The 26,938-nt window shown below is 61.9% G+C and carries 28 protein-coding genes; 14 read left to right on the top strand and 14 right to left on the bottom strand.

All coding sequences use genetic code 11. The features are described from left to right. Nucleotides 1–86: 86 nt before the first annotated feature. From NA29_RS22130 to NA29_RS22140, 3 genes are all read right to left on the bottom strand, one after another. Complete coding sequence (locus NA29_RS22130; protein WP_039393221.1) at nucleotides 87–635, bottom strand: barstar family protein; 549 nt, start codon at nucleotides 633–635, stop codon at nucleotides 87–89. Nucleotides 636–642: 7 nt separating this feature from the next. Next, on the bottom strand, nucleotides 643–1,038 hold the full coding sequence (locus tag NA29_RS22135) for a guanyl-specific ribonuclease (protein ID WP_039401422.1): 396 nt from the start codon (nucleotides 1,036–1,038) through the stop codon (nucleotides 643–645). A gap of 359 nt (nucleotides 1,039–1,397) precedes the next feature. Beyond that, nucleotides 1,398–3,701: an NADP-dependent malic enzyme gene (locus tag NA29_RS22140; RefSeq protein ID WP_039393224.1), complete on the bottom strand. Its 2,304-nt coding sequence runs from the start codon at nucleotides 3,699–3,701 to the stop codon at nucleotides 1,398–1,400. A gap of 329 nt (nucleotides 3,702–4,030) precedes the next feature. Here NA29_RS22140 and thiL point away from each other — a divergent pair, with 329 nt between their 5' ends. The 3 genes from thiL to NA29_RS22155 are packed head-to-tail and all read left to right on the top strand — an operon-like array spanning nucleotide 4,031 to nucleotide 6,074. Beyond that, on the top strand, nucleotides 4,031–5,032 hold the full coding sequence (gene thiL / locus NA29_RS22145; protein ID WP_039393226.1) for a thiamine-phosphate kinase: 1,002 nt from the start codon (nucleotides 4,031–4,033) through the stop codon (nucleotides 5,030–5,032). Beyond that, entirely contained in the window at nucleotides 5,029–5,550 is a 522-nt protein-coding gene (locus NA29_RS22150) for a phosphatidylglycerophosphatase A family protein (RefSeq protein ID WP_039393230.1), read from the top strand. The genes thiL and NA29_RS22150 overlap by 4 nt, the downstream gene beginning before the upstream one ends. A 20-nt stretch (nucleotides 5,551–5,570) precedes the next feature. Continuing rightward, on the top strand, nucleotides 5,571–6,074 hold the full coding sequence (locus NA29_RS22155; protein WP_039393234.1) for a CinA family protein: 504 nt from the start codon (nucleotides 5,571–5,573) through the stop codon (nucleotides 6,072–6,074). 110 nt (nucleotides 6,075–6,184) lie between these two features. Here the strand turns inward: NA29_RS22155 and pyrF are convergent, their stop codons facing one another. Both pyrF and corA read right to left on the bottom strand, forming a co-directional pair. Beyond that, on the bottom strand, nucleotides 6,185–6,997 hold the full coding sequence (pyrF, locus tag NA29_RS22160) for an orotidine-5'-phosphate decarboxylase (RefSeq protein WP_039393238.1): 813 nt from the start codon (nucleotides 6,995–6,997) through the stop codon (nucleotides 6,185–6,187). 161 nt (nucleotides 6,998–7,158) lie between these two features. Then, complete coding sequence (gene corA / locus NA29_RS22165; RefSeq protein WP_039393240.1) at nucleotides 7,159–8,121, bottom strand: magnesium/cobalt transporter CorA; 963 nt, start codon at nucleotides 8,119–8,121, stop codon at nucleotides 7,159–7,161. A gap of 337 nt (nucleotides 8,122–8,458) precedes the next feature. Here corA and NA29_RS22170 point away from each other — a divergent pair, with 337 nt between their 5' ends. Continuing rightward, the gene (locus tag NA29_RS22170) at nucleotides 8,459–9,334 is read left to right on the top strand and encodes a mechanosensitive ion channel family protein (protein WP_052252322.1); all 876 of its coding nucleotides are present in this window, start codon (nucleotides 8,459–8,461) and stop codon (nucleotides 9,332–9,334) included. Between the two features lie 75 nt (nucleotides 9,335–9,409). On the opposite strand, the gene mtgA is transcribed toward NA29_RS22170, so the two are convergent. The 7 genes from mtgA to mpl all read right to left on the bottom strand — a co-directional run bounded on the left by mtgA (nucleotide 9,410) and on the right by mpl (nucleotide 17,377). Further along, nucleotides 9,410–10,168 carry a monofunctional biosynthetic peptidoglycan transglycosylase gene (gene mtgA, locus NA29_RS22175; protein WP_039393242.1) on the bottom strand — a complete coding sequence of 253 codons (759 nt, stop codon included), beginning with the start codon at nucleotides 10,166–10,168 and terminating at the stop codon, nucleotides 9,410–9,412. An 8-nt stretch (nucleotides 10,169–10,176) separates the two neighbouring features. After that, a complete protein-coding gene (gene aroE / locus NA29_RS22180) occupies nucleotides 10,177–11,049 on the bottom strand; it encodes a shikimate dehydrogenase (protein WP_052252323.1) in 873 nt (290 codons plus the stop codon). Between the two features lie 86 nt (nucleotides 11,050–11,135). Next, a complete protein-coding gene (lpxO, locus tag NA29_RS22185; RefSeq protein ID WP_039401431.1) occupies nucleotides 11,136–12,032 on the bottom strand; it encodes a lipid A hydroxylase LpxO in 897 nt (298 codons plus the stop codon). 108 nt (nucleotides 12,033–12,140) lie between these two features. After that, on the bottom strand, nucleotides 12,141–13,100 hold the full coding sequence (locus NA29_RS22190) for an energy transducer TonB (RefSeq protein ID WP_224786942.1): 960 nt from the start codon (nucleotides 13,098–13,100) through the stop codon (nucleotides 12,141–12,143). After that, entirely contained in the window at nucleotides 13,094–15,280 is a 2,187-nt protein-coding gene (locus NA29_RS22195; protein ID WP_039393243.1) for a ribonuclease catalytic domain-containing protein, read from the bottom strand. The genes NA29_RS22190 and NA29_RS22195 overlap by 7 nt, the downstream gene beginning before the upstream one ends. A 78-nt stretch (nucleotides 15,281–15,358) precedes the next feature. Further along, nucleotides 15,359–15,970 carry a YqiA/YcfP family alpha/beta fold hydrolase gene (locus NA29_RS22200; protein ID WP_039393245.1) on the bottom strand — a complete coding sequence of 204 codons (612 nt, stop codon included), beginning with the start codon at nucleotides 15,968–15,970 and terminating at the stop codon, nucleotides 15,359–15,361. Between the two features lie 21 nt (nucleotides 15,971–15,991). Then, the gene (gene mpl / locus NA29_RS22205) at nucleotides 15,992–17,377 is read right to left on the bottom strand and encodes a UDP-N-acetylmuramate:L-alanyl-gamma-D-glutamyl-meso-diaminopimelate ligase (RefSeq protein ID WP_039393249.1); all 1,386 of its coding nucleotides are present in this window, start codon (nucleotides 17,375–17,377) and stop codon (nucleotides 15,992–15,994) included. Nucleotides 17,378–17,496: 119 nt separating this feature from the next. Between mpl and NA29_RS22210 the strand changes: the two genes are divergently transcribed. The 10 genes from NA29_RS22210 to NA29_RS22255 all read left to right on the top strand — a co-directional run bounded on the left by NA29_RS22210 (nucleotide 17,497) and on the right by NA29_RS22255 (nucleotide 25,576). Continuing rightward, a complete protein-coding gene (locus NA29_RS22210; protein WP_039393251.1) occupies nucleotides 17,497–18,153 on the top strand; it encodes a hypothetical protein in 657 nt (218 codons plus the stop codon). A 132-nt stretch (nucleotides 18,154–18,285) separates the two neighbouring features. Then, nucleotides 18,286–18,810, top strand: a complete 525-nt coding sequence (locus tag NA29_RS22215; RefSeq protein ID WP_039393253.1) for a TlpA family protein disulfide reductase — start codon at nucleotides 18,286–18,288, stop codon at nucleotides 18,808–18,810. Nucleotides 18,811–18,956: 146 nt separating this feature from the next. Continuing rightward, on the top strand, nucleotides 18,957–19,403 hold the full coding sequence (gene aroQ, locus NA29_RS22220) for a type II 3-dehydroquinate dehydratase (RefSeq protein ID WP_039393255.1): 447 nt from the start codon (nucleotides 18,957–18,959) through the stop codon (nucleotides 19,401–19,403). A 70-nt stretch (nucleotides 19,404–19,473) separates the two neighbouring features. After that, the gene (gene accB, locus NA29_RS22225; protein ID WP_039393257.1) at nucleotides 19,474–19,935 is read left to right on the top strand and encodes an acetyl-CoA carboxylase biotin carboxyl carrier protein; all 462 of its coding nucleotides are present in this window, start codon (nucleotides 19,474–19,476) and stop codon (nucleotides 19,933–19,935) included. A 97-nt stretch (nucleotides 19,936–20,032) separates the two neighbouring features. After that, nucleotides 20,033–21,394 carry an acetyl-CoA carboxylase biotin carboxylase subunit gene (gene accC, locus NA29_RS22230; RefSeq protein WP_039393259.1) on the top strand — a complete coding sequence of 454 codons (1,362 nt, stop codon included), beginning with the start codon at nucleotides 20,033–20,035 and terminating at the stop codon, nucleotides 21,392–21,394. Between the two features lie 27 nt (nucleotides 21,395–21,421). Continuing rightward, nucleotides 21,422–22,315: a 50S ribosomal protein L11 methyltransferase gene (prmA, locus tag NA29_RS22235; RefSeq protein ID WP_039393261.1), complete on the top strand. Its 894-nt coding sequence runs from the start codon at nucleotides 21,422–21,424 to the stop codon at nucleotides 22,313–22,315. 69 nt (nucleotides 22,316–22,384) lie between these two features. After that, complete coding sequence (locus NA29_RS22240) at nucleotides 22,385–23,482, top strand: DUF3426 domain-containing protein (RefSeq protein ID WP_072633359.1); 1,098 nt, start codon at nucleotides 22,385–22,387, stop codon at nucleotides 23,480–23,482. Nucleotides 23,483–23,514: 32 nt separating this feature from the next. Continuing rightward, nucleotides 23,515–24,015, top strand: coding sequence for a thiol peroxidase (gene tpx, locus NA29_RS22245; protein WP_039393268.1), 501 nt, complete (start codon nucleotides 23,515–23,517; stop codon nucleotides 24,013–24,015). A 126-nt stretch (nucleotides 24,016–24,141) separates the two neighbouring features. Continuing rightward, nucleotides 24,142–25,077 carry a carbohydrate kinase family protein gene (locus tag NA29_RS22250; RefSeq protein WP_039393270.1) on the top strand — a complete coding sequence of 312 codons (936 nt, stop codon included), beginning with the start codon at nucleotides 24,142–24,144 and terminating at the stop codon, nucleotides 25,075–25,077. A 19-nt stretch (nucleotides 25,078–25,096) separates the two neighbouring features. Then, nucleotides 25,097–25,576 (top strand): outer membrane lipoprotein, encoded by a 480-nt coding sequence (locus NA29_RS22255; RefSeq protein ID WP_039401436.1) that lies wholly within the window; start codon nucleotides 25,097–25,099, stop codon nucleotides 25,574–25,576. A gap of 165 nt (nucleotides 25,577–25,741) precedes the next feature. On the opposite strand, the gene NA29_RS22260 is transcribed toward NA29_RS22255, so the two are convergent. Together NA29_RS22260 and NA29_RS25895 are read right to left on the bottom strand one after the other, a co-directional pair. Further along, a complete protein-coding gene (locus NA29_RS22260) occupies nucleotides 25,742–26,389 on the bottom strand; it encodes a histone H1-like DNA-binding protein (protein ID WP_039393272.1) in 648 nt (215 codons plus the stop codon). A gap of 24 nt (nucleotides 26,390–26,413) precedes the next feature. After that, nucleotides 26,414–26,719: a hypothetical protein gene (locus NA29_RS25895; RefSeq protein ID WP_150737384.1), complete on the bottom strand. Its 306-nt coding sequence runs from the start codon at nucleotides 26,717–26,719 to the stop codon at nucleotides 26,414–26,416. Between the last annotated feature and the right edge of the window lie 219 nt (nucleotides 26,720–26,938).

The raw sequence follows: 26,938 nt of genomic DNA on the forward strand, positions 1-26,938 counted from the left end.
GTCGCCTATGGAAACTATGAAATGCCGACGGTTATCCACGGCAATAGCGATTTTCGCGGACGTTACCCGTCAACAATAAGTGAGCCTTAGGCAAACGAGTAGAAAACGCGGAAACTCACGCGACGCTCGCTCCAGAACTCGGCGGTATCGCGGAACACTTCCAGCAGTGTCTCGCGGCCATCCTTGTCGAACTTGGTGACGACCGGCAAGCCTTCCAGCACGACGACAAACCCAGGTTGCGGCCCGCAATGGGCAACCAGATCGGTCAGACAATCATGCAACGCGTCGTAGTTCTTTCCGAAATGCTTCGGGAACAGGAACGATGTGGCGATCGTCTCCAGCACTTCCGCCTTGCTTTGTGCGTGCGAACAATTGGCGTAGAGGAAGTGCTGTCCGAGCCGCTCGGCCTCCGCCGCCAGTTCCGGCACGCGGAATGCACGGATCGACTGCACGATGTTCGGCCTCACGGCCTGGAAAAGACTCATATCTCCCTCTTCCGATAGGCTACGGCGATGGCCGGCCCGCGCGACAGCATGCAGGCCCAGCACCTGCTTGAACAAGTTGCCCTCGCCCGCACCGAATGGATCTGCCATAAGATCTTTCCCGCGTTCTTGTGCGAAAACCGGCTCACTCATACTGCTGTCATTCCCTTATTCGTCTAAAGCTGTTGTAGTGGTCTTGGGTGAAGTAACACGGCTCGACCGCACGTTGGTTACCGCCACAGATGATGCGCCTGGCACCTCTATTGCGGGCACCGGGAGTCGGCACCGTATATTCATGGTAATAGCCACGCGGCATTTTGGGCAGGCGCTTTTCGTAGTTCCCGAACGTGATGCCATCTTTGGCATAGGGAAACGGCCCGCCCTGGGCAATCAGCGTCAGCGTGCGCTGCGCTTCGCGAGGTAACTCGGCAACGGAGACCGTTGCTGTTTGATCCGTGACGTATGGCGCGGTTTCGCGCGCCACAGCGTTAGCCCCCAGAAAGACACTTCCCGCCGCAGTCAGTGCCACGATGCTCCGGTGAAGCCAACGTGCCATTGTCATAGCTAGCTGTCGCCCGGCGCGGCTTTGCGCTACCGGCCCGTTCTGGTGGGTGAAGCCGTAAGATTATCGCTATTGGTCATCAGAATCAATGTCGGCTTACATTTTGCAACCAAACTACTCAACAAATTCACGAAAATACAGGGATTTTCACGACAGTAAGCACACACATTGAGATATACGATGCCAAAAAATGCATCACTCGGATAACAAAACGCCGCGCCCGAAGGGGCGCGGCGTTTCTTTCTTATGTCGGCTAACGGGGACGAAACCGCAGCGAATCATCCGGTGTTGACGTCAAATCACTTGCCTCGGTCAGCCCCACCGGTTCCGCCCGCTCGATCCGCTTCGTAGGCTCAGCGCCCCTGTTGTTGCGCAGCCGCATCGGCCACGACCAGCGCCGCCATATTGATAATGCGACGCACCGTGGCCGATTCGGTCAGGATATGCACCGGCTTTGCCGCACCCAGCAGAATCGGCCCGATCGCTACATTGTTACCGGCAGCGGTCTTGAGCAGGTTGTACGCAATGTTGGCGGCATCGATATTCGGCATAACGAGCAGGTTCGCCGCACCGGTCAGCGTCGAATCCGGCATGATTCGCGCGCGCAGCTCGGGGTCCAATGCACAATCTCCGTGCATTTCGCCGTCGACCTCCAATTCTGGCGCACGTTCCTGCAGAATCTCCAGCGTTTCGCGCATCTTGCGCGCGCAATTCGCATCGCTCGTACCGAAGTTCGAATGTGACAGGAGCGCGACCTTCGGCTGGATACCGAACCGACGGATCTCGTCCGCAGCCATCAGCGTGATTTCGGCCAGTTGCTCCGCCGTCGGGTCCTGGTTGATGTGGGTATCGACCAGGAAGAGTTGACGATTCGGCAAAACCAGTGCGTTCATCGCGCCATAGACGTTGCCGCCTTCGCGCTTGCCGATGACACGGTCGATAAAGTGCAGGTGACGTCCCGGCGTCGAGACCGTGCCGCAAATCATGCCATCCGCTTCGCCCTTGCTCACCAGCATGGCCGCGATCAGCGTTGTGCGGCGACGCATTTCCACGCGCGCATAGGACGCCGTGACACCCTTGCGATTCGTCAGACGGTGATACGTCTCCCAGTAATCGCGATAGCGCTCATCGTGTTCAGGATTGACCACGGTGAAGTCGACGCCTGGCGTAAGGCGCAGACCGTACTGCTGAATGCGATGCTCGATCACGGCCGGGCGACCCACGAGCACCGGCGTTGCGACGCGCTCATCCACGAGCACTTGCACGGCGCGCAGCACACGCTCCTCTTCGCCCTCGGCAAAGGCGATGCGTTTCTTATCGGCCGGCACACTGCGCGCCACCGAGAACAGCGGCTTCATCAGACCGCCGCTGTGATACACGAACTGCTGAAGCGATTGCGAATAGGCTTCGACGTCCGCCAGCGGGCGCGTTGCCACGCCGGCCGCCATCGCAGCTTCCGCCACCGCGGTGGCAACCTTCACCAGCAGACGCGGATCGAAAGGCTTCGGAATCAGGTATTCGGGGCCGAACGACAGGTTCTTGATGCCGTACGCCGAAGCCACGATATCGCTCTGCTCCTGACGCGCCAATTCGGCGAGCGCGTTCACGGCCGCAATTTCCATCGAGCGCGTGATCGTCGTCGCACCGACGTCGATGGCGCCACGGAAAATGAACGGGAAGCACAGCACGTTGTTGACCTGGTTGGGATAGTCCGTTCGGCCCGTCGCCATCACGCAATCCGGACGCACTTCCTTCGCCAGTTCCGGTGTGATTTCCGGATTCGGGTTCGCCAGCGCGAAGATCAGCGGCTTATCAGCCATTGTCTTCACCATTTCCGGCTTCAGCACACCAGCGGCCGACAGCCCGAGGAATACGTCGGCACCGCCGATCACATCGGCCAGACCGCGGGCTTCCGTCTTCTGCGAGAAGCGAATCTTCTCGGGGTCCATCAGTTCCGTACGCCCCTCGTAGACGACCCCGGCCAGATCCGTCACCCAAATGTTCTCGATGGGCAGCCCCATGTCCACGAGCAGATCCAGACAGGCGAGTGCCGCCGCGCCTGCGCCCGAAGTCACGACCTTGACCGACGCAAGGTCCTTGTTGACGACCTTCAATCCGTTAATAAGCGCCGCCGCCACTACGATGGCCGTACCGTGCTGATCGTCGTGGAAGACCGGAATCTTCATACGCTCGCGCAACTTGCGCTCCACGATGAAGCACTCGGGTGCCTTGATGTCTTCGAGGTTGATCGCGCCGAACGTCGGTTCGAGCGCCGCGATGATGTCGACCAGCTTCTCCGGGTCCTTCTCCGCGATTTCGATGTCGAACACATCGATGTTGGCGAACTTCTTGAACAGCACCCCCTTGCCTTCCATCACCGGCTTCGAAGCCAGCGGCCCGATATCGCCGAGGCCCAGCACGGCCGTACCGTTCGTGATCACGCCGACCAGATTGCCACGCGCGGTGTAGCGCGAAGCGTTGAGCGGATCTACAACGATTTCCTCACACGCGGCAGCGACACCCGGCGAGTACGCCAGCGCCAGATCGCGCTGGTTGAGCAACTGCTTGGTCGGCGCGATAGCGATTTTGCCGGGGGTGGGGAATTCGTGATACTCGAGCGCAGCTTCGCGCAGTTTCGGATCGATCGGCGTGGGCATGAGGGGAGGCTCTTGGCAAACAGGAGGGTCAAATTTTCAGTGCGAATTGTAGCCCTATTTATTCACGTCATTTATGCAAAAAACGGATAACGGCCACGCTCGCAATGAAGCAATTCCAGGCTGATAGTGGCGAATATTCTGCGCAAACTCAACGCTGCATTGCACCATTGAGCGCGTTTTCGGACAGCGGATGAAAAAACAATGGGGTGTTGTCCGAGACCGGCATGAGAAGGCACCTGAAAACGGGACCCAAGCCCGTTTGCTCGCTTGGGAAAGCGGTCATGGCCTCTTAGAATAGGGGTTTGCGTCGTATCACTGCCTCGTTGCCCATGACCTCACATCCCGCCGCCTCGTCGTCGCTGTCCGAGTTTTCGCTGATCGACCGCTTCTTTGCCGGAGCGACGCATCAGGGCGAGCATGTGACGCTCGGCATCGGCGACGATTGCGCCCTGCTGCGTCCGCCAACGGGTGAACAACTGGCGATCTCGACCGACATGCTTGTGGAAGGCCGCCATTTTTTTGCGGACGTCGATCCCCGCGCGCTCGGCCACAAGACACTCGCCGTGAACCTTTCGGATCTGGCCGCAATGGGCGCACGGCCGCTGGGGTTCACGCTGGCGCTTGCGTTACCCGACAGCGATCCGGCGTGGCTCGGTCCGTTTGCGCAAGGCCTCACCGAACTGGCGGACCGTTACGCTTGCCCACTCGTGGGCGGCGACACGACACGCGGCCCACGCAACCTGTGCGTGACGGTCTTTGGCAGCGTGCCTGGCGCACAGGCGCTGCGTCGGGACGCGGCGCAACCGGGGGACGACATCTGGGTCTCCGGCACGCTTGGCGATGCGCGTCTTGCGCTCGGGGCGCTGCGCGGCGAATGGTCTTTGCAGGACAGTGAACTCGCGCTCGCCCGCCGTGCGATGGACTGGCCGGAACCACAAGTGACGCTCGGGCTGGCGTTGCGCGGCGTTGCGCGCTCCGCATTGGACGTCTCCGACGGCCTGATCGGTGATCTCGGGCATATTCTCGAACGATCCTCGATGAGCGCACAAATCGATGTCGATGCGCTCCCACGCTCGGACTTGCTCGGCAGGCAGTCCTCAGACATTCAGCGGCTGTGCACGCTCGCAGGAGGAGACGACTACCAGCTTTGTTTCTGCGCCGATGCCACTCAGCGCCGGCGAATCGAGGCGATCGGCGACGAACTCGGGATACGTGTCACTCGTATCGGTACAATAGCGCTTCCCGACGCGCGCCGAACGATGCTGCATCTCCATGACAATACAGGCGCGAGCGTCGCTGCCGATTTCAAAAGTTTCGACCATTTCCAATGAGCACTGATCATCCGGCCGCCATCAATCCGGGCAGCGGCCCGCGCCGGCCGAACTCGCGTTTCTTGCTGTCGCACCCCGCACATCTGTTTTCGCTCGGCTTCGGCACGGGCCTGTCGTCGTTCGCACCGGGCACGGTAGGAACGCTTTTCGGCTGGGCCTCGTATCTGGTGCTGAACCTGTATCTGACAGTGACGGGCTGGGCCGTGCTGATCGCCGCCTCCATCATCGGCGGCATCTGGATCTGCAGCTTTACCGCTCGCAAGCTTGGCGTTCAGGACCCGAGCGCCGTCGTGTGGGATGAGATCGTCGCGTTCTGGATCGTGTTGCTGCTCATCACGCCCGCGAGCTTCGTCGGTCAATTGGTCGCGTTCGTGCTGTTCCGCTTCTTCGATGCGGTCAAGCCGCCGCCGATCAGCTACTTCGACAGAACGGTGAAGGGCGGTCTCGGCATCATGCTGGACGATCTGGTCGCTGCATTCTGCACGTTGCTCGTCATTGCGCTCTGGCGCTCGATCTGAATTTTTGAAGGCGTCGTCCTGTGGTTTCCGAACAAAATCTTTTGGCCCAATTGTCGGTGAAAGTCGGCAACCGTCTGCGCGATGAGCGCCTGCTGCTGGCCACGGCCGAATCGTGCACCGGCGGCCTCGTCGCTGCGGCCATCACCGATATCTCCGGGAGCAGCAACTGGTTTGAGCGCGGCTTCGTGACGTACTCGAATCAGGCCAAGTCCGAGATGATCGGTGTGCCGCCCGAGTTGATCGACAAGCATGGTGCAGTGAGTGAACCCGTCGCCCGAGCCATGGCCGAAGGCGCGCTGCTCAACAGTCGCGCCCAAATTTCGCTGTCGATCACGGGCGTCGCCGGTCCAGGCGGCGGAACGGCCGACAAGCCGGTGGGGATGGTCTGCTTCGGCTGGAGCAATCGCGTCACCACCATCGTCGAGACCAAGCACTTCAAGGGCGACCGCACTCAGGTGCGTAGTCAGGCCGCGCAATACGCGCTGCGTGGCGTGATCGAGCTACTCGATAAGGGCGAAGCGTAATCCAACGCAGTCAATAAAAAAACAGCGCCCGCGAATTCGCGAGGCGCTGTTTTTTTGAGTGCTCGAAGATCGATGCGTCAGACACCGATCTCACATTGTTTCGCGACGGCTCAGCGATAGGCGTTGATGCTGTCGCGCGTCTTCTGTGCAGCGGCGGCGGCAGCGGCGGCGAAGTTCTCGTCGCGGCCCGCGTAAATGATGGCACGCGACGAATTGATCATCATGCCTGTGCCATTGGCGGTGCGGCCCGCGCTCACCGTCGCTTCGACGTCACCACCCTGAGCACCAACGCCCGGAATCAGCAACGGCATGTCGCCGACGATGCTACGCACAGTGGCGATCTCCGCCGGGAACGTGGCGCCAACAACCAGGCCAATCTGACCGCTCGTGTTCCACGGCCCTGCCGCCAGTCGTGCCACCGTCTGATACAGCGGCTTGCCGTCGACATCCAGGAATTGCAGATCGCTGCCGCCAGGGTTCGACGTCCGGCACAGGACGATCACGCCCTTGTCGGCATGCGCGAGATACGGCTCCAGCGAATCGAAACCCATGTAAGGGTTCACCGTGACGGCGTCCGCGCGATAACGTTCGAAGGCTTCGCGTGCGTATTGCTCGGCGGTACTACCGATATCGCCGCGCTTGGCGTCAAGAATCACCGGCAGGCCCGGATGATCGGCATGGATGTGCGCGATCAACTGTTCGAGCTGGTCTTCAGCACGATGCGCGGCGAAATAAGCGATCTGCGGCTTGAAAGCGCTGGCGTAGGGGGCGGTCGCGTCCACGATCTGACGGCAGAACTCGAAAATCGCGTCCGGTTTGCCTTGCAGATGCGCAGGGAAACGCGACGGTTCGGGGTCAAGGCCGACACACAGCAGCGAGTTGTTGCGCGTCCAGGCGGCGTTGAGAGCTTCGGTGAATGTCATGACGAGTTCCGGCGGGGTTCCGGCGGTGGTAATCCGCCGGAGAGTGATTCGAGTCTGGTTCGATCCAGCAAGGCCGCCATTTTACCTGCTCGGCGGCCTTCCCCTTACGGACTTTCCGAAAGCCAGCGTTGCACCGGCCGTCGCAGAACTTCACGCAAGCATCAATCCAGCCAGCCGCGATAACGGAAATACAGGAACGGCGCGATGGCCGAAACGATCATCAGCCCCAGGGCGAACGGGTATCCGACCTCCCATCGCAACTCCGGCATCATCTGGAAATTCATGCCGTAAATACTTGCGATCAGCGTCGGCGGCAGGAAAGCAACGGCAGCCACCGAAAAGATCTTGATGATCTTGTTCTGGTTGATGTTGATGAAGCCGATGGTGGCGTCCATCAGGAAGTTGATCTTATCGAACAGATACGCGGTGTGATTATCGAGCGACTCGATATCGCGCATGATCTGCTTGCCTTCCTGATATTGCTCGTCCTTCAGCATGCGGGCGCGCATGAGGAAAGACACCGCCCGTCGCGTATCCATGACGTTGCGGCGAATGCGCCCGTTCAAGTCTTCCTGCGCGGCAACACTTTCGAGCGCCTTGGCAGCGTCCGCATCGGTGAGGTTCTTGCCCAGCACACGCTTGCTGACCTCTTCGAGTGCGGCATACACCCCTTCGAGGGAATCGGCCGAATATTCGGCATCGGTCGAGTAGAGGTCGAGCAGCACATCCATGGCATCGCGCACGGAACCAGGACGAATGCGCGCACGCATGCGCACCAGTCGAAACACAGGCAGATCTTCGTCGTGCACGGAAATCAGCAGATCCTTGACCACCACGAACGCAACAGGCACGTTGCGCGACTGCTCTTCGTCGTCGAGCAGAAAATCGGTGCGGATGTGCAAGACGCCGTCATCGTCTTCGTAATATCGCGCCGAAGCTTCGATATCCGTCACTTCGTCACGTGAAGGCAGCTTGACCTTGTAGGCCTCTTCGACCCAGCGGCGTTCCTCTTCGGACTCGCTGTGGAGATCGACCCAGACCGGCGAAACGCTGGCCAGATCGCTGGGATGGTCACAAGTCACCTGTTGCAGGCGGCCATGATGGATGACGAAGGCATTGATCAAACGGGGTTCTCCCTGCTACGAGGCGACGCCAGTGTAGCAGCCGCGCCACAGTCACGCCAATGGCGGCGCATCGGTCGCCACAGCACGCTCGCCGCCCCCTGTCGGCCAGCACCGGAATCGTTCGTAGGAATATTCCTAAAGTCGGCGATTTCACACGATTGGACGGTGTTCACTGGCAAGCTCGGCGAACCAATCCACGCACTTTGCGTCAACTTTAATATCGACGCATTTGTCGGCACGGATTCATCGGCGTCCACCTCGACGCTTTCATCGACGCTTTCATCCACGTTTCTTGCTATTTCTCGCGGAGACGTCACCGGACAGGGAGAAATCAACAATGGCGGAAGTTACTACCCCGCTCACGTCTTTCGACGCCGTGACAGGTTTTTTGGCGGCCAACGCCGTGCACTACGGCCTGTCGTTCCTGCAGGCCGTTCTGATTCTGCTGGTCGGCTTCTGGGTCGCGAAGCGATTATCCCGCTTCGTTCACAAAACGCTCAGCCGCTCGCCGCATTTCGACGCCACGCTCAAGCCGCTGATCGAGTCGGTGGTGTTGTGGTCCGTGCGCATCATCACGATCATCGCGGTACTGGCACAGTTTGGCGTGCAGACGGCGAGCATCATTGCAGTCCTCGGTGCTGCGGGTCTGGCCATCGGTCTGGCACTGCAAGGCACGTTGCAGAACATCGCTGCGGGCACGATGCTGCTAGTGCTGCGCCCGTTTCGCAACGGCGACTACGTGACGGCCGGGTCCGCTGTGGCTGGTACCGTCGAAGAGATCGGTCTGTTCACGACGACACTCACGAATGCCGACGGCATTTACGTCTGCGTGCCGAACAACCAGATCTGGGGACAGCCCATCACAAACTACAGCCGCAACGCGACGCGTCGAATGGAAATCACGGTGGGCATTGCACTGGACGACGACCTCGATGCCGCAATGAGCGCGTTGCGCCAACACGTGTCGGACGATCAGCGTGTACTAGATACACCCGCGCCCGAAATCATGGTCAAGCAGGTCAGCGACAGCGCCGTGATCGTGAACGTGCGCGTCTGGTCGTTGCTGGGCAACTACTGGGGTCTGTATTGGGATCTGCAACGTAACGTGAAGGAGACAGTTGAGGGCGTCGGCTGCTCACTGCCTTATCCGACACGCACTGTCATGCAGGTGCCCACGCAAACCATCCCGGACGCGGCGCAGCCGCGGCATTGATCCTCCTCCGGCCGATCGCGACGGGGCGGCCACCGCTGGCAACCACTCGCAACCACTTGCCATCGGTGGCAATCGCTACTGCGGCAACTCAGCCGCCCCCATCCGACGCGCAATCACCCCGGCGCGCAGCGCGAGATACGGGGAATTGCGATGCGTATCGAAGTAGCGCGGACGCGGCAACATGACCGCGAGCCGCGCAGCCTGCCATGGTGAGAGCTTCGACGCCGGGATGCCGTAGTAGTAGCGCGCCGCCGCCTCCGCACCGAACACGCCCTCGCCCCACTCCACCGAGTTCAGATAAATCTCGAAGATGCGCTGCTTGTCCATCCAGAACTCAAGCATCCAGGTGATGGTGAATTCCTCGGCCTTGCGCAGGTAACTCTTCTCGCTCGACAGAAACAGATTCTTCGCCAGTTGCTGCGAGATGGTCGAGCCCCCCGCCACGATGCGTCCCTTCTTCTGATTCTTCTCCCACGCACCGAGCATCGCGTCGATTTCGTAACCGTCGTGATTGACGAAGTTGGCGTCCTCGCTAGCGATGATCGCGCGTTTCAAATTGCGCGAAATCTGGTCGTACGACACCCATTGGTGTCGCAGTGTCGCCTTCGGGTCCGTCTCATGAAGCCGCGCTTCAGCAGCACGCATGAATGCCGTCGATTGCGGATTGAAGCGCACCCACCAGCCGATTTGCAGGAAGTAGTACAGCTGCGTCGCCAGCACGCCCACGATCAGCAGCGTGATGAAGTAGCCCGCCCATTGCCACGGCCCCCAGGCGCGTTTGCGACGGGTGCCGTTAGCGCGGGAAGTCCGTGACGTGTGTCGCTGGGCAGCCATCGGCGCGATCAGCCTTTGGCGTTGAGCCGGGCACGCAGCGCTGCGCGCACAACGTCGGTCGACGGTCGCACGCCGCGCCACACGGCAAACGCTTCGGCCGCCTGCTCTACGAGCATGCCCAGCCCGTCCGACGCTTTCGCCGCGCCGGAGGCCAGCGCATGCGTCATGAAGACCGTTGGCTGCGCCCCGTACATCATGTCGTACGCAAGCGAACCGGCGGCATAGGCACCCGCAGGCAACGGCGGGACTTCGCCCTGGAGGCTGCCGGCCGTGGCGTTGATGACGACGTCGAATCCAGCGGGAACAGCATCCCAGCCGCCGCCGCTCAACGCCACGTTGTGACGTGCCGCCGCAGCCGCAAACCGTGCGACGAGTTCGTCGGCGCGCGCCGCCGTGCGATTCGCGACGAAGAGCGACGCCGGTTTCGCCTCGATCAGCGGCAGCATCGCACCACGCGACGCGCCACCTGCGCCCAAGAGCAACACACGGCGTCCGGCGAGCGTTACGCCGAGCGGGCCTTCGATGTCGCGCACCAGACCGACACCATCCGTGTTGTCGCCAGTGATCCCTTGCGCGTCGAATACCAGTGTGTTGACGGCCCCTGCCGCTTGCGCGCGCTCGGTAAGCCGATCCGCCAATGCATGGGCTTCCAGCTTGAATGGAACCGTGACGTTGGCCCCGCGCGCACCTTGTTCGATGAACGTGCGCACCGTGGCGGCAAACGCGTCGAGCGGTGCAAGCAAGCGGTCGTAGACGAGTCGCTGCCCCGTCTCCCGCGCAAACTCGGCGTGAATGAAAGGCGACTGGCTATGTTCGACAGGATGACCGATCACGGCGTAGCGATCGGTGGGCAAATCCCCGGCAGGCGTTTGGTTTGTCATCGTTTTCAAAGACGCGGCGCCTGGCTTTCGCTCAGGCGCCGCTGATATTCATGCAGCAGGTCATCGGCCGATAGGGCGGCAGGCCGTCACCAGAGAATCCATAGCAGGATGCCTCCGAACAACGCCCATTTCACCGCATAGTACACGCTACGGTTCCACGCCTTCAGACGTTTGCCGACGATGCGAATCGAGTAAATATACTTGAACGCCTTGTTCAAGGCGCCGGTACGGTCGCCCGCGTCGTTCGGCGACGATGCTGCGCCCACCAGATGACGGCCAAACCAGCGGTTGACGGCCTGCGTCCAGCGGTACTTCATCGGACGCTCGACGTCGCAAAACAGAATGATGCGGTTCTGGCCGCTCTGGTTCTCGGCGTAGTGAATATACGTCTCATCGAACATCACGCCCTCGCCATCGCGCCAACTATAACGTTGGCCGTCGACATCGATGTAACAACGGTCGTCGTTCGGTGTGACCAGCCCGAGGTGATAGCGCAGCGAACCGGCGTACGGATCGCGGTGACGCACCAGTCGGCTGCCATGCGGCAGTTCTGCAAACATCGCCGCCTTGATCGTCGGAATCTTGCGCACGAGGTCCGTTGTGACGGGGCACAGCGCGTTGGCGGACGGATGCGATTCGTCATACCACTTCAGGTAGAACCGCTTCCAACCGCTTTTGAAGAACGAATTAAAGCCGACATCGTTGTACTTGTCGGACGCTTTGATTCGGCTTTCGTCGAGCAACGATATCGCTTCGGCACGAATCGCTTCCCAGTTCTGACGCAGTGGCTCCAGTTCAGGGAAATTGTCGGACTTCAGGTAAGGCGTCGTGGGTACACGCGAAAAGGTGTACATAAAGACGTTCAGCGGTGACAGGAACGTCGAATGGTCGGACAGTTGGCGGAAAAATTTATGGCGAACCTTACCGCGGAAATGCACATACACAGCACAAGCAGCAATGATCGCCAGAACAATCCATTTCATGGCGGACTTTTCGAGATCGGGAAAACCCAGCAATTATAGAAATTTTTGGAAAGTTTCACCGACCACGATCCCAAAGGGACGGCAGTCCACTGCGGCCACATCGGTGTGCTATTGCGGGTTGCCCTGCGCCGGTGCAGCGAGCGTTTGCGCCTGCACGCCCTGACGGGTAAATGTCATTCGCGTGACGATCTCGAGGATGTCATAACGCTGCTTCATCTCGGACGAGAAGTCGCCGAACGGCGCGCTGGCCTGCACGATCGCGACCGCGCGTCGATCCAGATCCCGATTGCCGGAACTGCGTGTCACTTCCACGCCGACGACATTCCAACCGTCCTTGTGGTACCCCAGCCCGCCCCGTTGATTCACATTGAGCGTGACGATCAGCTCACCGTACAGCCGGTCGTTGCCGATTTGCGGAAAGTGCTCCGTACCGTAACGCTCGATACGATGACGCAAACCATCGAAGTATCTGGCGTACGCGACTTCGCGCGTGTTCGCCGTCACCTGACCGCGCTTGGGGCGTGTCTGATAAGCGCGCAGTTGCTTGTCGATTTCCGCCTGCAAGCGCGCGATCTGCTGGTCGACCGTCTGGTCGTCGAGTCCATGACCACGCTGCGGCGTGTCCGCGCGATTGCGCTGAGCCTCAGGCGTGGTCGCGTACTGACTGCGTAGCTGGGAAAGCAGCTTCTCCTGCATCGCTTCCAGGTCGCTCACATTGCGCTGGACCTGTGCGACGGGAGCACCATCGCGCTCGACGGCCTGCGACGGCAGTGGTGACGTCGCACGCTCGCCGTCATGCTCCCCGCCACCGACAAGGTTGGCCTGCGCGAGCGCCGTAGCTTTGTCCGGTGCGTTGGCCGACTTCGCATTGACGAGGACGACTTCGAGGGGCGTATCTGCGCTGTGCAACCGGAAACTGTCGGGCGCAACGAAATGAACAGCCAGCGCGAGCAAATGCACCACCGCCGAAAAAATCAGACCGGTGGCGAGCGGATGCTCGCGCATCAGCGACCAGCCGCGACGTCGCGCCGCGGCCAGATCGCCTGAGGGCACAGCCGGTTTCAGCACGCGGGGCTGGCCGAAGCGTCGTGCGCCCCTGCCGCCATGAGCGCAGCGGCCATCGGGGACCCAGCGTTGGACGGCGCGACCGAGTCATCGCGCCGGGCAGACGCAGTGTCGCCATCGTCAGCAGCGCCTTCGGCAGCCCCCGTCGCACCGACATCGCCTTCAGACGATTCGGACGAATCCGAGCCTTCGCCACCGTCGGTCCCTTCGGTACCGTCAGCGCCGCCCCCCTCGCCACCGTCGCCGGCACCGCCGTCACCTTCGTCGTCATCATCCGCGAGTTCGGTCTGGCTCGCGCCGAGCACCTGCGAGATACGCACCGAAATACTGAGCGTGACGACGTCGAACGACAGCACGTCGAGCATGATCTGCGTGCCGCGTGCATGCAATCCGAGTCCCGGCACGATGAGCGTGAGCGGGATGTCGTTCAGACGAACGGTATCGCCCTTGAGCACACTCGCCTGCACCTGCGACTTGTTCTCCTGAATCAGCCAGCGCATGCACCAGTAGCGCTCCATGCGGCTCTGATGTTCGCCATAGGCCGCGTACGCCGCCTCGAAGCTCGACACCGTTGCATAGAGATCGGCATCTTTCGGCTTGAACGGCGCGGCCAGTTTGGCCGTCACGCCGTGGCGCACGCAGGCGATCAGTTGCCACTGGTTCACAAGGTCGACATAGCGGCGCAATGGCGACGTGCTCCACGCGTACTGCTCGACACCCAGCCCTTCGTGCGGGGCGGGCGACGTCTGCATGCGCGTACGGTTCACGCCGTATGCACGTTGTGCGCGGTAGATGCCCGGCACGCCGCATTCGGCCAGCAGGCGTCCCCAGCGGCTGTTCGCGAGAATCGCCATTTCGGCGACGATCAGATCGAGCGGTGCGCCACGCAGACGTTGCTTGATCGTGACGTGCTCGCCGTCGACGTAAAAATTGAAGTCGGTCTTGTTCTGTACTTCCGGGCGCAGGCCGTAGCCCACGCGCGCAGCCTGACGCTTGTCGTACAGCGATTGCGCAAACGGCCACAGCAGACGCAGCTCTTCCTTGTGCGGATAATCGCCGCTGCCATCGGCCAGCGTTTCTGCCGTAATGATGGCGTCGAGTTCGTTGTGACGCAGGTTGGCGGAGATTGGCACAAGTTCTGCGCGCGTCTCGGTCGTCACGATCTCATACGTATCGGCCTTGACCACGACATACAGCGACAGCGCCGGGCGCGCCCCGCCCTCGGCGAGCGTATAGGTCTCGACCACCGAATCGGGCAGCATCGTGATCTTCTCGCCGGGCGCGTAGACCGTCGACAGACGCACACGGGCGATCTCGTCGATGGCGTCGCCGCGCGTGATGCCCAACGCCGGTGCCGCAATGTGGATACCCACGCGCAGCAGACCGTCCGGCAGCAGTTGCACCGAGAGGGCGTCGTCGATTTCCGTCGTCGTCGAATCGTCGATCGAGAACGCCTGCACATCGGCAAGCGGAAGATCGTCGGGCGGCAGCGGCGTCGGCCCCAGGTCGGGGAAGCCGGTACCGCGCGGGAAGTGTTCGTAGAGGAAGGCGGCCTCGTGATAGGCGCGCGGCGACGCAATACCGCCACACGCCAGCATGACCTCGGCGTGGGTCTTGCCCAACGCAATGGCAGCCGCATCGAGCGCCTTCCATTCGAGCGCGTTCTTGTCGGGACGGAACAGCAGTTGCAGCTCCTTGCCCTTGAGCGCGTCCGGCAGCGAGCCGGCGATCATCTGATCGGCGTACGACTGCTGCAACTCTGCTTGCTGTTGCTTGCGCGCCAGTCCGGCCAGTGCGGCCTCAAGCTGTTCCTGCGCGGCGCGCTGATACTGACCGCGGCCTTTGCGACGGAAATAGATCGGCGACGCCTGCAAGGCCAACGCCAGCCCGGCCTGCTGCGCAACGCTAGCGCCCTCACCGAAGTACTCCGCCGCGAGGACGGGAAACGCGAATTCGTCAGCCGGCGCGCACTCCCACAGGAAACTCATATCGATATCCTGTGCCGCGGCCTGTGCCTGCGCGATCAACTCGGCGGGCGTGGGCGACTCGAAACGTAGCAGAACGTCGCGTCCCTTGATCTTGCTGCGACGCCCGCCAGGCAATTCCACCTGATACGACTCGCCCTGCTGCGACAACACCGTGCCAGCCTTGAAGCCGCCGGATTCCTCAAAAAAAATGTTCATGAAACAGCCATCGATCGCAATAGGCGATATTGTAGCCCGCCAATGTACGGCGGTTTAGGACAGAACGGGGGTAACGCGTCATTCGCCCGCGAACGGGCTTGCTGCGTCAGGCGAAGGCGGTACGTCGATGCCCGCGAAACGCAGCACGTCGTCCATATAGTTAGCGAAATCGGAAATCCCGTGGTCGCTCCCCTCAATCAGCGTGAGCTTCGCGCCGGGAAATTTCGCGACCATGTCGCGATAATCCAGCGTCTGGTCGCCGGTCGCGGCCACCAGGTAATAGCGCTCGGGGCGGGTAATCTGCGCCACGTCGATCATGCGGAGTTCATCCAGATGGCGCGGTTCGACAACGATGGAACCACCGCCGTGCCACATCGGCTGCTCGCCGAGCCATTTACCGAGATCGTCATACGGACGCGTCGCCGGATTAAGCAGTACGGCGCGGCACCCCAGCTTTTCTGCGAGATACGTCGCGTAGTAGCCACCCAGCGAGCTACCCACGATGGTCAGCTCGTCGGCGCTCACGCCGGTCAGCAGACGCTGCGCATCGACGACGGCGGCAAGCGGCGATGGCGGCAACTGCGGGCACGCCCAGTCTTGCCCCAGACCGAGCCGGTGCATGCGGGCAGCCATCAACTGTGCCTTGAACGAACGCGGCGACGAACGGAAGCCGTGCAGATAGAGAATCATGGGAGCCCCGATAAAGCCAAGTCAGTGCGCGCGCGCCGCTAGCGCATCAAGCAGTTTCTGATGAATGCCGCCAAAGCCGCCGTTACTCATCACCACGATCTGGTCACCCGGCTGCGCGGCTGCGCTCACCGCGCGCACCAACCCGTCGATGTCGCTGAACGCCTGGGCACGCGCGCCTAACGGCGCAAGCGCTTCAGTCAGATTCCAGCCGAGCGAATCCTTGCCGGACGGCGCTCCATAGCCGAACACCAGATCGGCATCGGCCAGACTCGCGGGCAGTTGCGCCTTCATCACGCCGAGCTTCATCGTGTTCGAGCGCGGTTCGAGCACCGCCAGAATGCGGGCCTTGCCTGCGCGGCGGCGCAGACCGGCCAACGTCGTCTGAATAGCGGTCGGATGATGGGCGAAGTCGTCGTACACGGTCACGCCGGCGGCTTCACCGCGCACTTCCATGCGGCGCTTCACGTTCTGGAACTTGCCCAGCGACGCGGCGCCCTGCTCCGGCGGCACGCCCACGTGACGTGCGGCAGCCAGTGCGGCGAGGGCATTCATCCGGTTGTGTTCGCCTTGGAGCGCCCACTTCACTTCCCCCGAGGCCTTCGGTCCCTGATGGACCCAGAACGCCTCTTGCCCCGCTGCCAGCGTTTCGTTGGCTTCGGCCACGTGCCAGCCGTCGGCCACGCCGAAGCGTTCGACTTCGCTCCAGCAGCCGCGCGCCAGCACGCGCTCCAGCGCCGGTTCGCGACCGTTCACGATCAGGCGGCCCTGACCGGGGACGGTACGCACAAGGTGATGGAATTGTGTCTCGATTGCCGTCAGATCCGGGAAGATGTCGGCGTGATCGAACTCCAGATTGTTCAGGATGGCCGTGCGCGGGTGGTAATGGACGAACTTCGAGCGCTTGTCGAAGAACGCGGTGTCGTACTCGTCCGCCTCGATGACGAAGAAGTCGCTGTCGGTCAGCCGCGCCGAAATACCGAAGTTCATTGGCACGCCACCGACGAGGAAGCCCGGGTTATACCCGGCGTCTTCGAGAATCCACGTCAGCATCGACGTCGTGGTCGTCTTGCCGTGCGTACCGGCTACCGCCAGCACCCACTTCTTCGACAGCACGTGCTCGCCGAGCCATTGCGGGCCGGACGTGTAAGGCAGATTCCGGTTCAGGATCTCTTCCATCAGCGGATTGCCGCGCGACACGACGTTGCCGATCACGAACAGGTCAGGCTCCAGCGAAACCTGATCGGCATCGAACCCTTCGATCAGGCGAATGCCCTGCGCTTCGAGCTGAGTGCTCATCGGCGGATAGACGTTGGCGTCACAACCCGTAACGGTGTGACCGGCCTGACGCGCGAGGACTGCCAGTCCGCCCATGAACGTGCCGCAGATGCCAAGAATATGAATATGCATGGATGGGGAGCGTGGTGAGGACGGGCCGAACCCGTGCGGGAAATGGGAGTGCAGAGAAGCCAGGGGCTCCATTGTACCTGTCACGTGAACCGCAATGCCTTTCGGGTATCATCGTTCGCATGACACGCAAATCTTGGACCGACGCCCAACGTCTGCGCGAAGAAATCGCGTTGGTGGCCGCTCGCCTCATCGCCGAAGAGGGGGCCGACTACGCCTCCGCGAAGCGCAAGGCGGCCAAGCAGGTAACGGGTGAATCGCGAATTGCTGGTGAATTACTCCCCGATAACGACCAGATCGAAGCGGAAGTCCGCGAGTACGTGCAAACGTTCCTCTCCGACACACAGCCCGCCGAGCTGGCGCATCTGCGTCAGGTCGCCCTCACGGTGATGACGGAGCTGGCGCGCTACCGCCCATTCATTACCGGTGCGGTCTACAACGGCACGGCCACGGCGCTATCTGACATTTACTTGCAGGCTTTTTGCGACAACCCCAAGGAAGTGGCCATCGACCTGCTCAACCGGGGCATCGACTATGAAGTCTCCGAGAGCCGCCATTTCAATGGCCGGGGGATGGTCGAGACGTTGAGTTTTCTCTGGCGCGAGCGTCGTCAGCAGGGTGAGCCGGCCGGCGTTCATCTGTCGCTCTATTCGATGGACGACATGCGCGGCGCGCTCAAGGCCTCCGACGGTAATGGCCGTCCGGTTCGGGTCGACGCTGACGGGCTGCGAGCGCTGATCGCGCAAGCTGACGCTGCCAGCCATGCTGCGAGTCACTGAGCGGATCGCGGGCTGACGCACATTCGCGGCAAAATCACGGCACAATCACGACACAATCGCCACTAATTCTTCGCAATTACGGCTCGTCTTTCGTTTACCGTCTTATCCCGGCACTTGCGCCTTCTATCCATCATGGCAAAACGCATCGTTATTCTGGTGATTCTGGCCCTCGTTGGGCTGGCAGGCGGAGTCTGGCTCGGCCACCGCAACCAGCCGGCACCGAGCGCCTCGGACGCCGCCGTCGCCCAACTGCTCGCTACCCACCTGCCCGACCTGAAGGGCAACGATCAAGCCGTCTCCCAATGGAAAGGGAAGACGCTGGTGGTGAACTTCTGGGCGCCGTGGTGCGGGCCTTGCGTCGAGGAAATGCCCGATTTGCAAGCACTCTCCACTGAGTTTGGAACGAAAAACGTGCAATTTGTCGGCATCGGCATCGATACGGCACAGAACATGATCGCGTTCGAGCAAAAGGTGAAAGTGGACTATCCGCTACTCGTGGCAGGTTATGCCGGCACGGATCTGGCCCGCGCGCTCGGTAACAAGGCAGGCGCACTGCCCTTTACCGTCATCGTCGACCCGCAGGGCCGTGTGCATTATGAGAAGCTGGGCCGTATTACTTCGGACGAGGTCCGTACCGCGCTCAAGCCACTCATCTGACCCTAACATGATGGGATGTGTCTCCCGGGAAGCCCCGCCGGACGTGACCGGCGGTTCCCTGCGGGGCAGCCCCTATTTCGCCCCACTGGACAAAATCCACCAACTGGCGTTTAATTGCGCCCAATTTCGTGAAATTTGATTCGCCGATGCCTCACCGCATTCTCGTGCTCCACGGCCCCAACCTGAACCTGCTCGGTACTCGCGAGCCGGAGGTGTACGGTCGCACGACGCTGGCTGACATCGACTCCGCCCTTGTGGCGCAGGCCCAGACGGCAGGTGCCGAGGTGGCGACATTCCAAAGCAATCACGAAGGCGCACTGGTTGACCGGATTCAGGCGGCGCGCGGTGAGTCGATCGACTTCATCGTCATCAACCCGGCGGCCTACACCCACACGAGCGTCGCCATTCGCGACGCGTTGGCCGGGGTAGGCATCCCGTTCGTCGAAGTTCATCTCTCGAACGTTCATGCGCGCGAAGCCTTCCGGCATCACTCGTACTTTTCCGATATCGCGCAAGGTGTGATCTGCGGCCTGGGCTGGCGCGGGTATACCTACGCACTCGATTTTGCCCTGCGGCGACTCGCCGGCGGGTAGTCCTCTCACACCCCCTTTCCTCTCGCGGGACGTTGCGCCCGCGTCGATACAGAATCAAGGAGCTTCCTTCATGGATTTGCGCAAACTCAAGACGTTGATCGACCTCGTGGCCGAATCGGGTATTTCCGAACTCGAGGTCACCGAAGGCGAAGGCAAGGTCCGCATCGTCAAGGCGCCGCCGCAAGTGATCGCCGCCCCGATGCAAATGGCCATGCCGGCCGCCATGCCGCAAGTCGCTGCGCAAGCCCCCGTCGGATCGCCCGCCGCCGCTGCCCCGGCTGCACCGGCACTGCCGCAAGGCCACATCGTGACGTCGCCGATGGTCGGCACGTTCTACCGCGCCCCGTCGCCGGGTGCCGATCCGTTCGCGCAAGTCGGCGACTCGGTCAAGGAAGGCCAGACGCTGTGCATCATCGAAGCGATGAAGCTGCTCAACGAGATCGAGTCGGACAAGGCCGGCGTGATCAAGGAAATCCTCGTCGAGAACGGTCAGGCCGTGGAATACGGTCAACCGCTGTTCGTGATCGGCTAATGCCGGTTGTCGGACGCTCTGCCCGCAGCCTTCGGCCGCGTGGCGACATGAAGCGTCCGGCCCCGCTCCTCTCCCCTTACGGGCAGGACTGCACATAATGTTTGAAAAAATTCTCATCGCCAACCGCGGCGAAATCGCTCTGCGCGTCCAGCGCGCGTGCCGCGAGATGGGCATCAAGACCGTCGTGGTCTATTCCGAAGCCGACAAGGAAGCGAAGTACGTCAAGCTCGCCGACGAAGCGGTCTGTATCGGTCCGGCCCCCTCGCCGCTGAGCTATCTGAACATGCCTGCGCTGATCAGCGCGGCGGAAGTGACCGACGCTCAGGCAATTCACCCGGGTTACGGCTTCCTCTCCGAGAATGCCGACTTCGCCGAGCGCGTCGAGCAATCGGGCTTCACGTTCATCGGGCCGCGCCCCGAAACCATTCGCCTGATGGGCGACAAGGTGTCGGCCAAGCAGACGATGATCAAGACCGGCGTGCCGTGCGTGCCGGGCTCTGAAGGCGCGTTGCCCGACGATCCGAAGGAAATCGTGCGCATTGCACGTCAGGTCGGTTATCCGGTCATCATCAAGGCAGCAGGTGGCGGCGGTGGTCGCGGCATGCGCGTGGTGCACACGGAAGCGGCGCTCGTGAACGCGGTCAACATGACGCGCGAAGAAGCCGGTCGCGCCTTCGGCAACCCGGAAGTCTATATGGAGAAGTTCCTCGAGAACCCGCGCCATATCGAAATCCAGGTGCTCGCCGACAAGCATAAGCAAGCGATCTGGCTGGGCGAGCGCGACTGCTCCATGCAGCGTCGTCACCAGAAGGTGATCGAAGAAGCCACGGCACCGCTGATTCCGCGTCGTCTGATCGAGCGTATCGGCGATCGTTGCGCCGACGCATGCAAGAAGATGGGCTACGTCGGTGCCGGTACGTTCGAGTTCCTGTACGAGAACGGCGAGTTCTACTTCATCGAAATGAACACGCGCGTGCAGGTCGAGCACCCGGTCACGGAAATGATCACGGGCGTCGACATCGTGCAGGAACAGATTCGCATCGCGGCGGGCGAAAAGCTCGCCTACCGTCAGCGCGATATCGAGTTCCGTGGCCACGCCATCGAGTGCCGTATCAACGCCGAAGATCCGTTCAAGTTCACGCCGTCGCCGGGTCGCATCACCGCCTGGCATATGCCGGGCGGCCCCGGCATCCGCGTCGACACGCACGCATACAACGGCTACTTCGTGCCGCCTAACTACGACTCGATGATCGGCAAGCTGATCGCTTACGGCGCAACGCGCGAGCAGGCGATTCGCCGCATGCGTGTGGCCCTGTCGGAAATCGTGGTCGAAGGTATCCAGACGAACATCCCGTTGCACCGGGAACTGATGCTCGACGCCAAGTTTGTCGAAGGCGGCACGAGCATTCACTATCTGGAACACAAGCTGGCGCAGAAGTCTGCCGTCGGCGGCAATTAAGTCGTTAATTCGTAGGAATCACTCGCTATGTATCGCGAACTCGTCGTAGAAGTTGCCCGCGCTCAGGCCGAGGCCCTGTCAGACGCCCTGCTCGATCTCGGCGTGCTGTCGGTCTCCGTGGAAGACGCGGATGCCGACACGCCCGACGAGCAACCGATGTTCGGCGAGCCGGGTCTGACCCCGCCGGACACTGCGTGGCAACGCTCGCGCGTGGTCGCGCTGGTGGGGGAAGATCAGGACGCCGCCGTGCTGCTCGCGGCGGCGGTCAACGAACTGGGACTCGCCGAGTCGCCTGCTTTCACATTGCGTGACGTGGAGGAACAGGACTGGGTGCGTCTCACGCAATCGCAGTTCGAGCCGATGCAGATCGGCCAGCGGATCTGGGTCGTGCCGTCGTGGCACGACGCACCGGACACCGACGCCCTCATCCTCGAACTCGACCCGGGTCTGGCCTTCGGCACCGGTAGCCATCCGACGACGCGCCTTTGCATGGAGTGGCTCGAACAGCACGTGCAGACGGGGCAGTCGTTGCTCGACTATGGCTGCGGCTCGGGCATCCTGGCGATTCTCGCGCGCAAGTGCGGCGCCGATCCGGTCATCGGTATCGACATCGATCCGCAAGCCGTCGAATCCGCCCGCTACAACAGCGAACGCAATCACGCGCCGGTCGAATACGGTTTGCCCGACGATCTGCGTGACGGTCAGTTCAACATCGTGGTCGCCAATATTCTGTCGAATCCGCTCAAGCTGCTCGCGTCGATGTTGACGTCGCGCGTGGCCCCGGGTGGACGGCTCGCGCTGTCCGGCGTGCTGGAACGACAGGCCGACGAGGTGATCGCGGCCTACGCGCCTTATATGAAGATGTCGGTCTGGCGCGCTCACGACGGCTGGGTCTGCCTGCACGGGCAGGCGGCCAGCTAAGCCCGCGCCCGCCGCGCTGCCGCATCCGATGCGCCCGATGCGACGAGTCCAACGAGTCCCCCGAGCCTCATGACCCAGTCCGCGCGCGTTCTCGCTACCCGCTGCCCTCACTGCCACACCGTTTTTCGCGTCGTCGCGGATCAGCTTAAGCTGCGCGACGGCCTCGTGCGCTGCGGCCATTGCCGCGAGGTATTCGACGGACGCGCGTATCTCTGCGATCCGCCAGCGGACGACACCCCGCCCGTATCCTCATCGCCCAGCGCGACGCCGGACGCCGCGTCGGCGGCCCCAACGGCCACACGCCCATCCACGCACGAAGGTACGTCGTCATCTTCACCGACCGCATCGACCGCTTCGTCCTCCTTGTCCCCAGTCACCGGCGAAAAGCCTGTGCCGGAGATGCTGACGCCCACGGCCATTGCCGCCCTGCTCGGCTCGCCCGACGAAAGCCGCGCGCAGATGCAGCACGGCCCGGGCCGCTATATGGACGACGACGATCCCACCGTGCTTACCGCGCCGACGGCCTCGCCTTCCTCGCGCGCGCAGGCGCACACCCCTTCCACCGTCGCGGACAGGCGCCCCGGCGCGGCGCGCGTGATCTGGCGCGTGCTCATGACGTTGGCCGTCATCGCATTGCTTTGCCAATGGGCCTGGATCGAGCGCGCGGCGCTCGTCGACCGGGTACCGGCGTTGCACGGCTTGTTCGCCGCAATCGGTCGTCCGATGCATGTGGCGGTCGGGCTGCCGCGCCAGCCGGACATGATCCAGATTTCGAGCGTGACGTTGGTGACCGACGCCGTCGGTAGCAACGGCGACAGCGACAAAGACAGCGGCGTAGCGTCGGCAGCCGCCGCAAGCCCGGTCACCGCCAGCGACGCTTCCGCCACATCTGCCGATGCCCCAACCGACAGCGTACCGATGACGCTCACCGTCTTCGTGCGCAACGAAGCCGACCACGCACTGGCCTGGCCATCGCTCGAACTGACGCTGTCGGATATCGACGGAAAGCCGGTCGTGCGTCGCGTTTTTTCAGCGAACGACTACGTAACCGGGGCAACCATGCGCGATGCCGGTCTGGCACCACGCAGCGAACGCACGATTCGGTTACGATTGTCGGCGCAGGCAGCGCTAGCCAGTAATTACCGGGTGCTCGCGTTCTATCCCTGATAGCGCTGTTGCACTCAACCTAGGAGATATAGATGTCCCAAGTCACGCTCGGGGGCAACCCCATCGAAGTCGACGGCCAATTCCCGCAAAAGGGTCAGACCGCACCGGCTCTGAAGCTGGTCAACGCAAAACTGGCAGACGTCACGCTCGACGACTTCGCTGGCAAGCGCAAAGTCCTCAACATCGTGCCGAGCCTCGACACGCCGACCTGCGCCACGTCGACCCGCAAGTTCAATGAAGCCGCCGGCAAGCTCGAGAACACTGTCGTGCTCGTGATCTCGGCTGACCTGCCGTTTGCGATGAGCCGCTTCTGCGCCACCGAAGGTCTGAACAACGTCGTCACGCTCTCGACCATGCGCGGTCGCGAGTTCCTCAAGGACTACGGTGTTGCCATCACGACCGGCCCGCTCGCCGGTGTGTCGGCACGCGCTGTGGTCGTGCTCGACGCCGACAACCGTGTCGTGCACGCGGAACTGGTGCCGGAAATCAAGAACGAACCGAATTACGACGCTGCGCTCGCCGCACTGTCGTAATTCAACTTCGTGACGGTACCCCGACGCGGCCATACGGCCGCCGGGGTATCGTTACTTCATGACGCCCCTCGCCGCGTGCACTCCTCCGCTGGCGCTCCCCCGCTTACTTTTCGCAAGGACTTTCCCGTGACTACCGTGATCTGCGGCTCGCTGGCCTACGACAACATCATGACGTTCGAAGGCCGCTTCGGCGAGCACATCCTGCCTGATCAGGTGCACATCCTGAACGTCAGCTTCCTCGTGCCGACGATGCGCCGCAACTTCGGCGGCTGTGCCGGCAACATCGGCTACAGCCTGCATCTGCTAGGTGGCTCGCCGGTCGTCATGGCGACGGTTGGTGAAGATGGCGCCGCGTACCTTGAGCGCTTCCAGTCGCTCGGTATGACGACGGAGTTCGTGCGCACGGTCACGGACAGCATGACGGCCAACGCGATGATCACCACCGATCTGGACAACAACCAGATCACCGCCTTCCACCCGGGTGCGATGATGTTCTCGTCGCGTAACCGTGTGGCCGACGCGAAGGGTGCCACGCTCGGCATCGTCGCGCCGGATGCCTCGGACGCCATGCTCACGCACGCCGAAGGATTCGCCGCTGCGGGCGTGCCGTTCATGTTCGATCCGGGTCAGGGCCTGCCGATTCTGTCGCCTGAGGCACTGCGTCGCATGGTGGAACTTGCCACGTATCTCGCGGTCAACGACTACGAAGCCAAGCTCCTCTGCACGAAGACCGGATGGTCGATGGAAGATCTCCAGTCGCGTGTCGAGGCACTTGTCGTCACGCGCGGAGAACATGGGGCCCAGATCTTCGCCGGCGGCAAGCAACACGACATTCCTGCCGTGCCCGCCAAGCGTGTCGTCGACCCCACCGGATGCGGCGACGCGTTCCGTGGCGGTTTGCTGTATGGCATCGAAAAGGGCCTCGACTGGCCGACGACTGGCCGCCTGGCCAGCCTGATGGGTTCGCTCAAGATTGCCGAGCAGGGTCCGCAGACGTATGCACCGACGCGCTCGGAAATCGAAGCGCAATATGAAGAAGCGTTCGGCCACCGCTTCGAATGATTTCACGAAAGGCACAACGATGGCACGACTCACCACACCGCTAATCATCCTCGCCGCTGCGGCGTCGCTCACACTGTCCGCCTGCACAGCGTTCGGCCCGAGCAACTCGGCAAGCGTCTACAACAGCCGTCAGGCGCAACGCGAACAGGTCGTGCGAATGGGCACGGTCGAATCGGTGCGACCGGTCACGATCGATAGCAGCAACGGCGACCCGGGCATTCTGGGCATTGCCGGTGGCGGCGCGCTCGGCGCCATCGGCGGCAGCGCCATCGGTGGCGGTCGCGGTTCGATTGCGACGGGCATCGTCGGCGGTCTGCTGGGGGCTGTGGCAGGTCAGGCCATCGAAAGCCGCATGAGCAAGAAGGCCGGTCTCGAGATCACCGTGCGTCTGGACAACGGTGAGTTGCGCGCGATTACTCAGGATGCCGACGAGGCATTCCAGCCGGGTCAGCGCGTGCGCCTGCTCTCGAGCGGCGGCGTGACGCGTGTAACGCACTAAGGCTTCACGTCACGACGAAAAAATGGGCGACTTCGAGTCGCCCATTTTTATTTCGTCATGAAAAAACCCGCTGTGACGATCGCTCATCACAGCGGGTTTCGGATCGGGTAGGCCTACCCGATCAAAAGACACCTAAGTGCCTTGGTTCCTGCATCGGCACTCGGATTACGGACGGCTGCCGGTCGGGAACGGCCATGCCGCTGCCGGGTTCAGCGCCGTCTTCGGTGCAGCTGCAGGTGCTGCGGCCGGAGCAGCAGCGGCAGCAGGCTTAGCGGCAACCTTCTTGACGGCCGGCTTCTTCGCAGCAGGCTTCTTCGCGGCAGGCTTCGCAGCGGCCTTCTTCGCAGCAGGCTTAGCAGCAGCCTTCTTTGCAGCAGGCTTCTTGGCAGCAGCCTTCTTCGCAGCCGGCTTCTTGGCAGCAACTGCCTTCTTCGCGGCCGGCTTCTTGGCAGCAACCTTCTTCACTGCTGCTTTCTTGGCGGCCGGCTTCTTGGCGGCAACCTTCTTCACTGCTGCTTTCTTGGCGACCGGCTTCTTGGCGGCAACCTTCTTCACCGCTGCCTTCTTGGCAACCGGCTTCTTAGCAGCAACCTTCTTCACTGCTGCCTTCTTGGCGACCGGCTTCTTAGCGGCAACCTTCTTTGCTGCCGGCTTCTTAGCGGCAACAGCCTTCTTCGCTACCGGCTTCTTGGCAGCGACAGCCTTCTTCGCTACCGGCTTCTTGGCGGCGACAGCCTTCTTTGCAACGGGCTTCTTGGCGACAGCTTTCTTAGCCGCCGGCTTCTTGGCAACAGCCTTCTTAATCGTAGCCATGACAATACTCCTTAACGTGAGAGATCACTCAAACGAAACTACCTGAGAAGGAAACCCGACCACCGTGCGGGAACCGCCGGCGAGCGGGCTATTCATCGGCGTACGCATCGGACTACGACCGCTTACGCTAATGAATTCGGCGCTGCGCGCATGACGCTGACCGTATGTGGTCACGCGCGCAAAAAAATTGCCGGCGACATTGCCGCCAGCAATTCGATTGTCTTGAGAAAGGGGGATCGCCAGATTCTTCGGGGGGTAGCTTGCCTGTCCCGTCATCGGGATGGAGGAGATTGCGATAGCGGATAAGCGATACAGCTTGCTATGCACCAAGGTTTTTACGCTCCGTAACTACCAGCTCTCTGTCGCGGGAGGAAAGCAGTGAGTGCTTTCGTGTGTTCATCGAGACTGCAATTTATTTGAGCGAATAATAATTCTTTTGTGATGCGATGTTAATACTTTGTGCGTAAAAAAGCGCACATCAATCGTAACGAAGAAGTCAATCTGTTGTATTTGATGCACATCACACTCGCATGTCGATGCGTGCGATGC

It is taken from the genome of Pandoraea sputorum (genome assembly GCF_000814845.2).
Taxonomy (GTDB): domain Bacteria; phylum Pseudomonadota; class Gammaproteobacteria; order Burkholderiales; family Burkholderiaceae; genus Pandoraea; species Pandoraea sputorum.

Excerpts from the sequence above, each read along its gene's own strand:
- aroQ (WP_039393255.1), top strand. The coding sequence starts at position 18,957 with ATGCCTCACCGCATTCTCGTGCTCCACGGCCCCAACCTGAACCTGCTC.
- NA29_RS22140 (WP_039393224.1), bottom strand. The coding sequence starts at position 3,701 with ATGCCCACGCCGATCGATCCGAAACTGCGCGAAGCTGCGCTCGAGTAT.
- prmA (WP_039393261.1), top strand. The coding sequence starts at position 21,422 with ATGTATCGCGAACTCGTCGTAGAAGTTGCCCGCGCTCAGGCCGAGGCC.
- thiL (WP_039393226.1), top strand. The coding sequence starts at position 4,031 with ATGACCTCACATCCCGCCGCCTCGTCGTCGCTGTCCGAGTTTTCGCTG.
- tpx (WP_039393268.1), top strand. The coding sequence starts at position 23,515 with ATGTCCCAAGTCACGCTCGGGGGCAACCCCATCGAAGTCGACGGCCAA.
- NA29_RS22260 (WP_039393272.1), bottom strand. The coding sequence starts at position 26,389 with ATGGCTACGATTAAGAAGGCTGTTGCCAAGAAGCCGGCGGCTAAGAAA.
- NA29_RS22130 (WP_039393221.1), bottom strand. The coding sequence starts at position 635 with ATGAGTGAGCCGGTTTTCGCACAAGAACGCGGGAAAGATCTTATGGCA.
- accB (WP_039393257.1), top strand. The coding sequence starts at position 19,474 with ATGGATTTGCGCAAACTCAAGACGTTGATCGACCTCGTGGCCGAATCG.
- accC (WP_039393259.1), top strand. The coding sequence starts at position 20,033 with ATGTTTGAAAAAATTCTCATCGCCAACCGCGGCGAAATCGCTCTGCGC.
- NA29_RS22255 (WP_039401436.1), top strand. The coding sequence starts at position 25,097 with ATGGCACGACTCACCACACCGCTAATCATCCTCGCCGCTGCGGCGTCG.
- lpxO (WP_039401431.1), bottom strand. The coding sequence starts at position 12,032 with ATGAAATGGATTGTTCTGGCGATCATTGCTGCTTGTGCTGTGTATGTG.
- aroE (WP_052252323.1), bottom strand. The coding sequence starts at position 11,049 with ATGACAAACCAAACGCCTGCCGGGGATTTGCCCACCGATCGCTACGCC.
- NA29_RS22150 (WP_039393230.1), top strand. The coding sequence starts at position 5,029 with ATGAGCACTGATCATCCGGCCGCCATCAATCCGGGCAGCGGCCCGCGC.
- NA29_RS22135 (WP_039401422.1), bottom strand. The coding sequence starts at position 1,038 with ATGGCACGTTGGCTTCACCGGAGCATCGTGGCACTGACTGCGGCGGGA.
- NA29_RS22195 (WP_039393243.1), bottom strand. The coding sequence starts at position 15,280 with ATGAACATTTTTTTTGAGGAATCCGGCGGCTTCAAGGCTGGCACGGTG.
- mtgA (WP_039393242.1), bottom strand. The coding sequence starts at position 10,168 with ATGGCTGCCCAGCGACACACGTCACGGACTTCCCGCGCTAACGGCACC.
- NA29_RS22210 (WP_039393251.1), top strand. The coding sequence starts at position 17,497 with ATGACACGCAAATCTTGGACCGACGCCCAACGTCTGCGCGAAGAAATC.
- NA29_RS22240 (WP_072633359.1), top strand. The coding sequence starts at position 22,385 with ATGACCCAGTCCGCGCGCGTTCTCGCTACCCGCTGCCCTCACTGCCAC.
- mpl (WP_039393249.1), bottom strand. The coding sequence starts at position 17,377 with ATGCATATTCATATTCTTGGCATCTGCGGCACGTTCATGGGCGGACTG.
- pyrF (WP_039393238.1), bottom strand. The coding sequence starts at position 6,997 with ATGACATTCACCGAAGCTCTCAACGCCGCCTGGACGCGCAACAACTCG.
- NA29_RS22200 (WP_039393245.1), bottom strand. The coding sequence starts at position 15,970 with ATGATTCTCTATCTGCACGGCTTCCGTTCGTCGCCGCGTTCGTTCAAG.
- NA29_RS22170 (WP_052252322.1), top strand. The coding sequence starts at position 8,459 with ATGGCGGAAGTTACTACCCCGCTCACGTCTTTCGACGCCGTGACAGGT.
- NA29_RS22215 (WP_039393253.1), top strand. The coding sequence starts at position 18,286 with ATGGCAAAACGCATCGTTATTCTGGTGATTCTGGCCCTCGTTGGGCTG.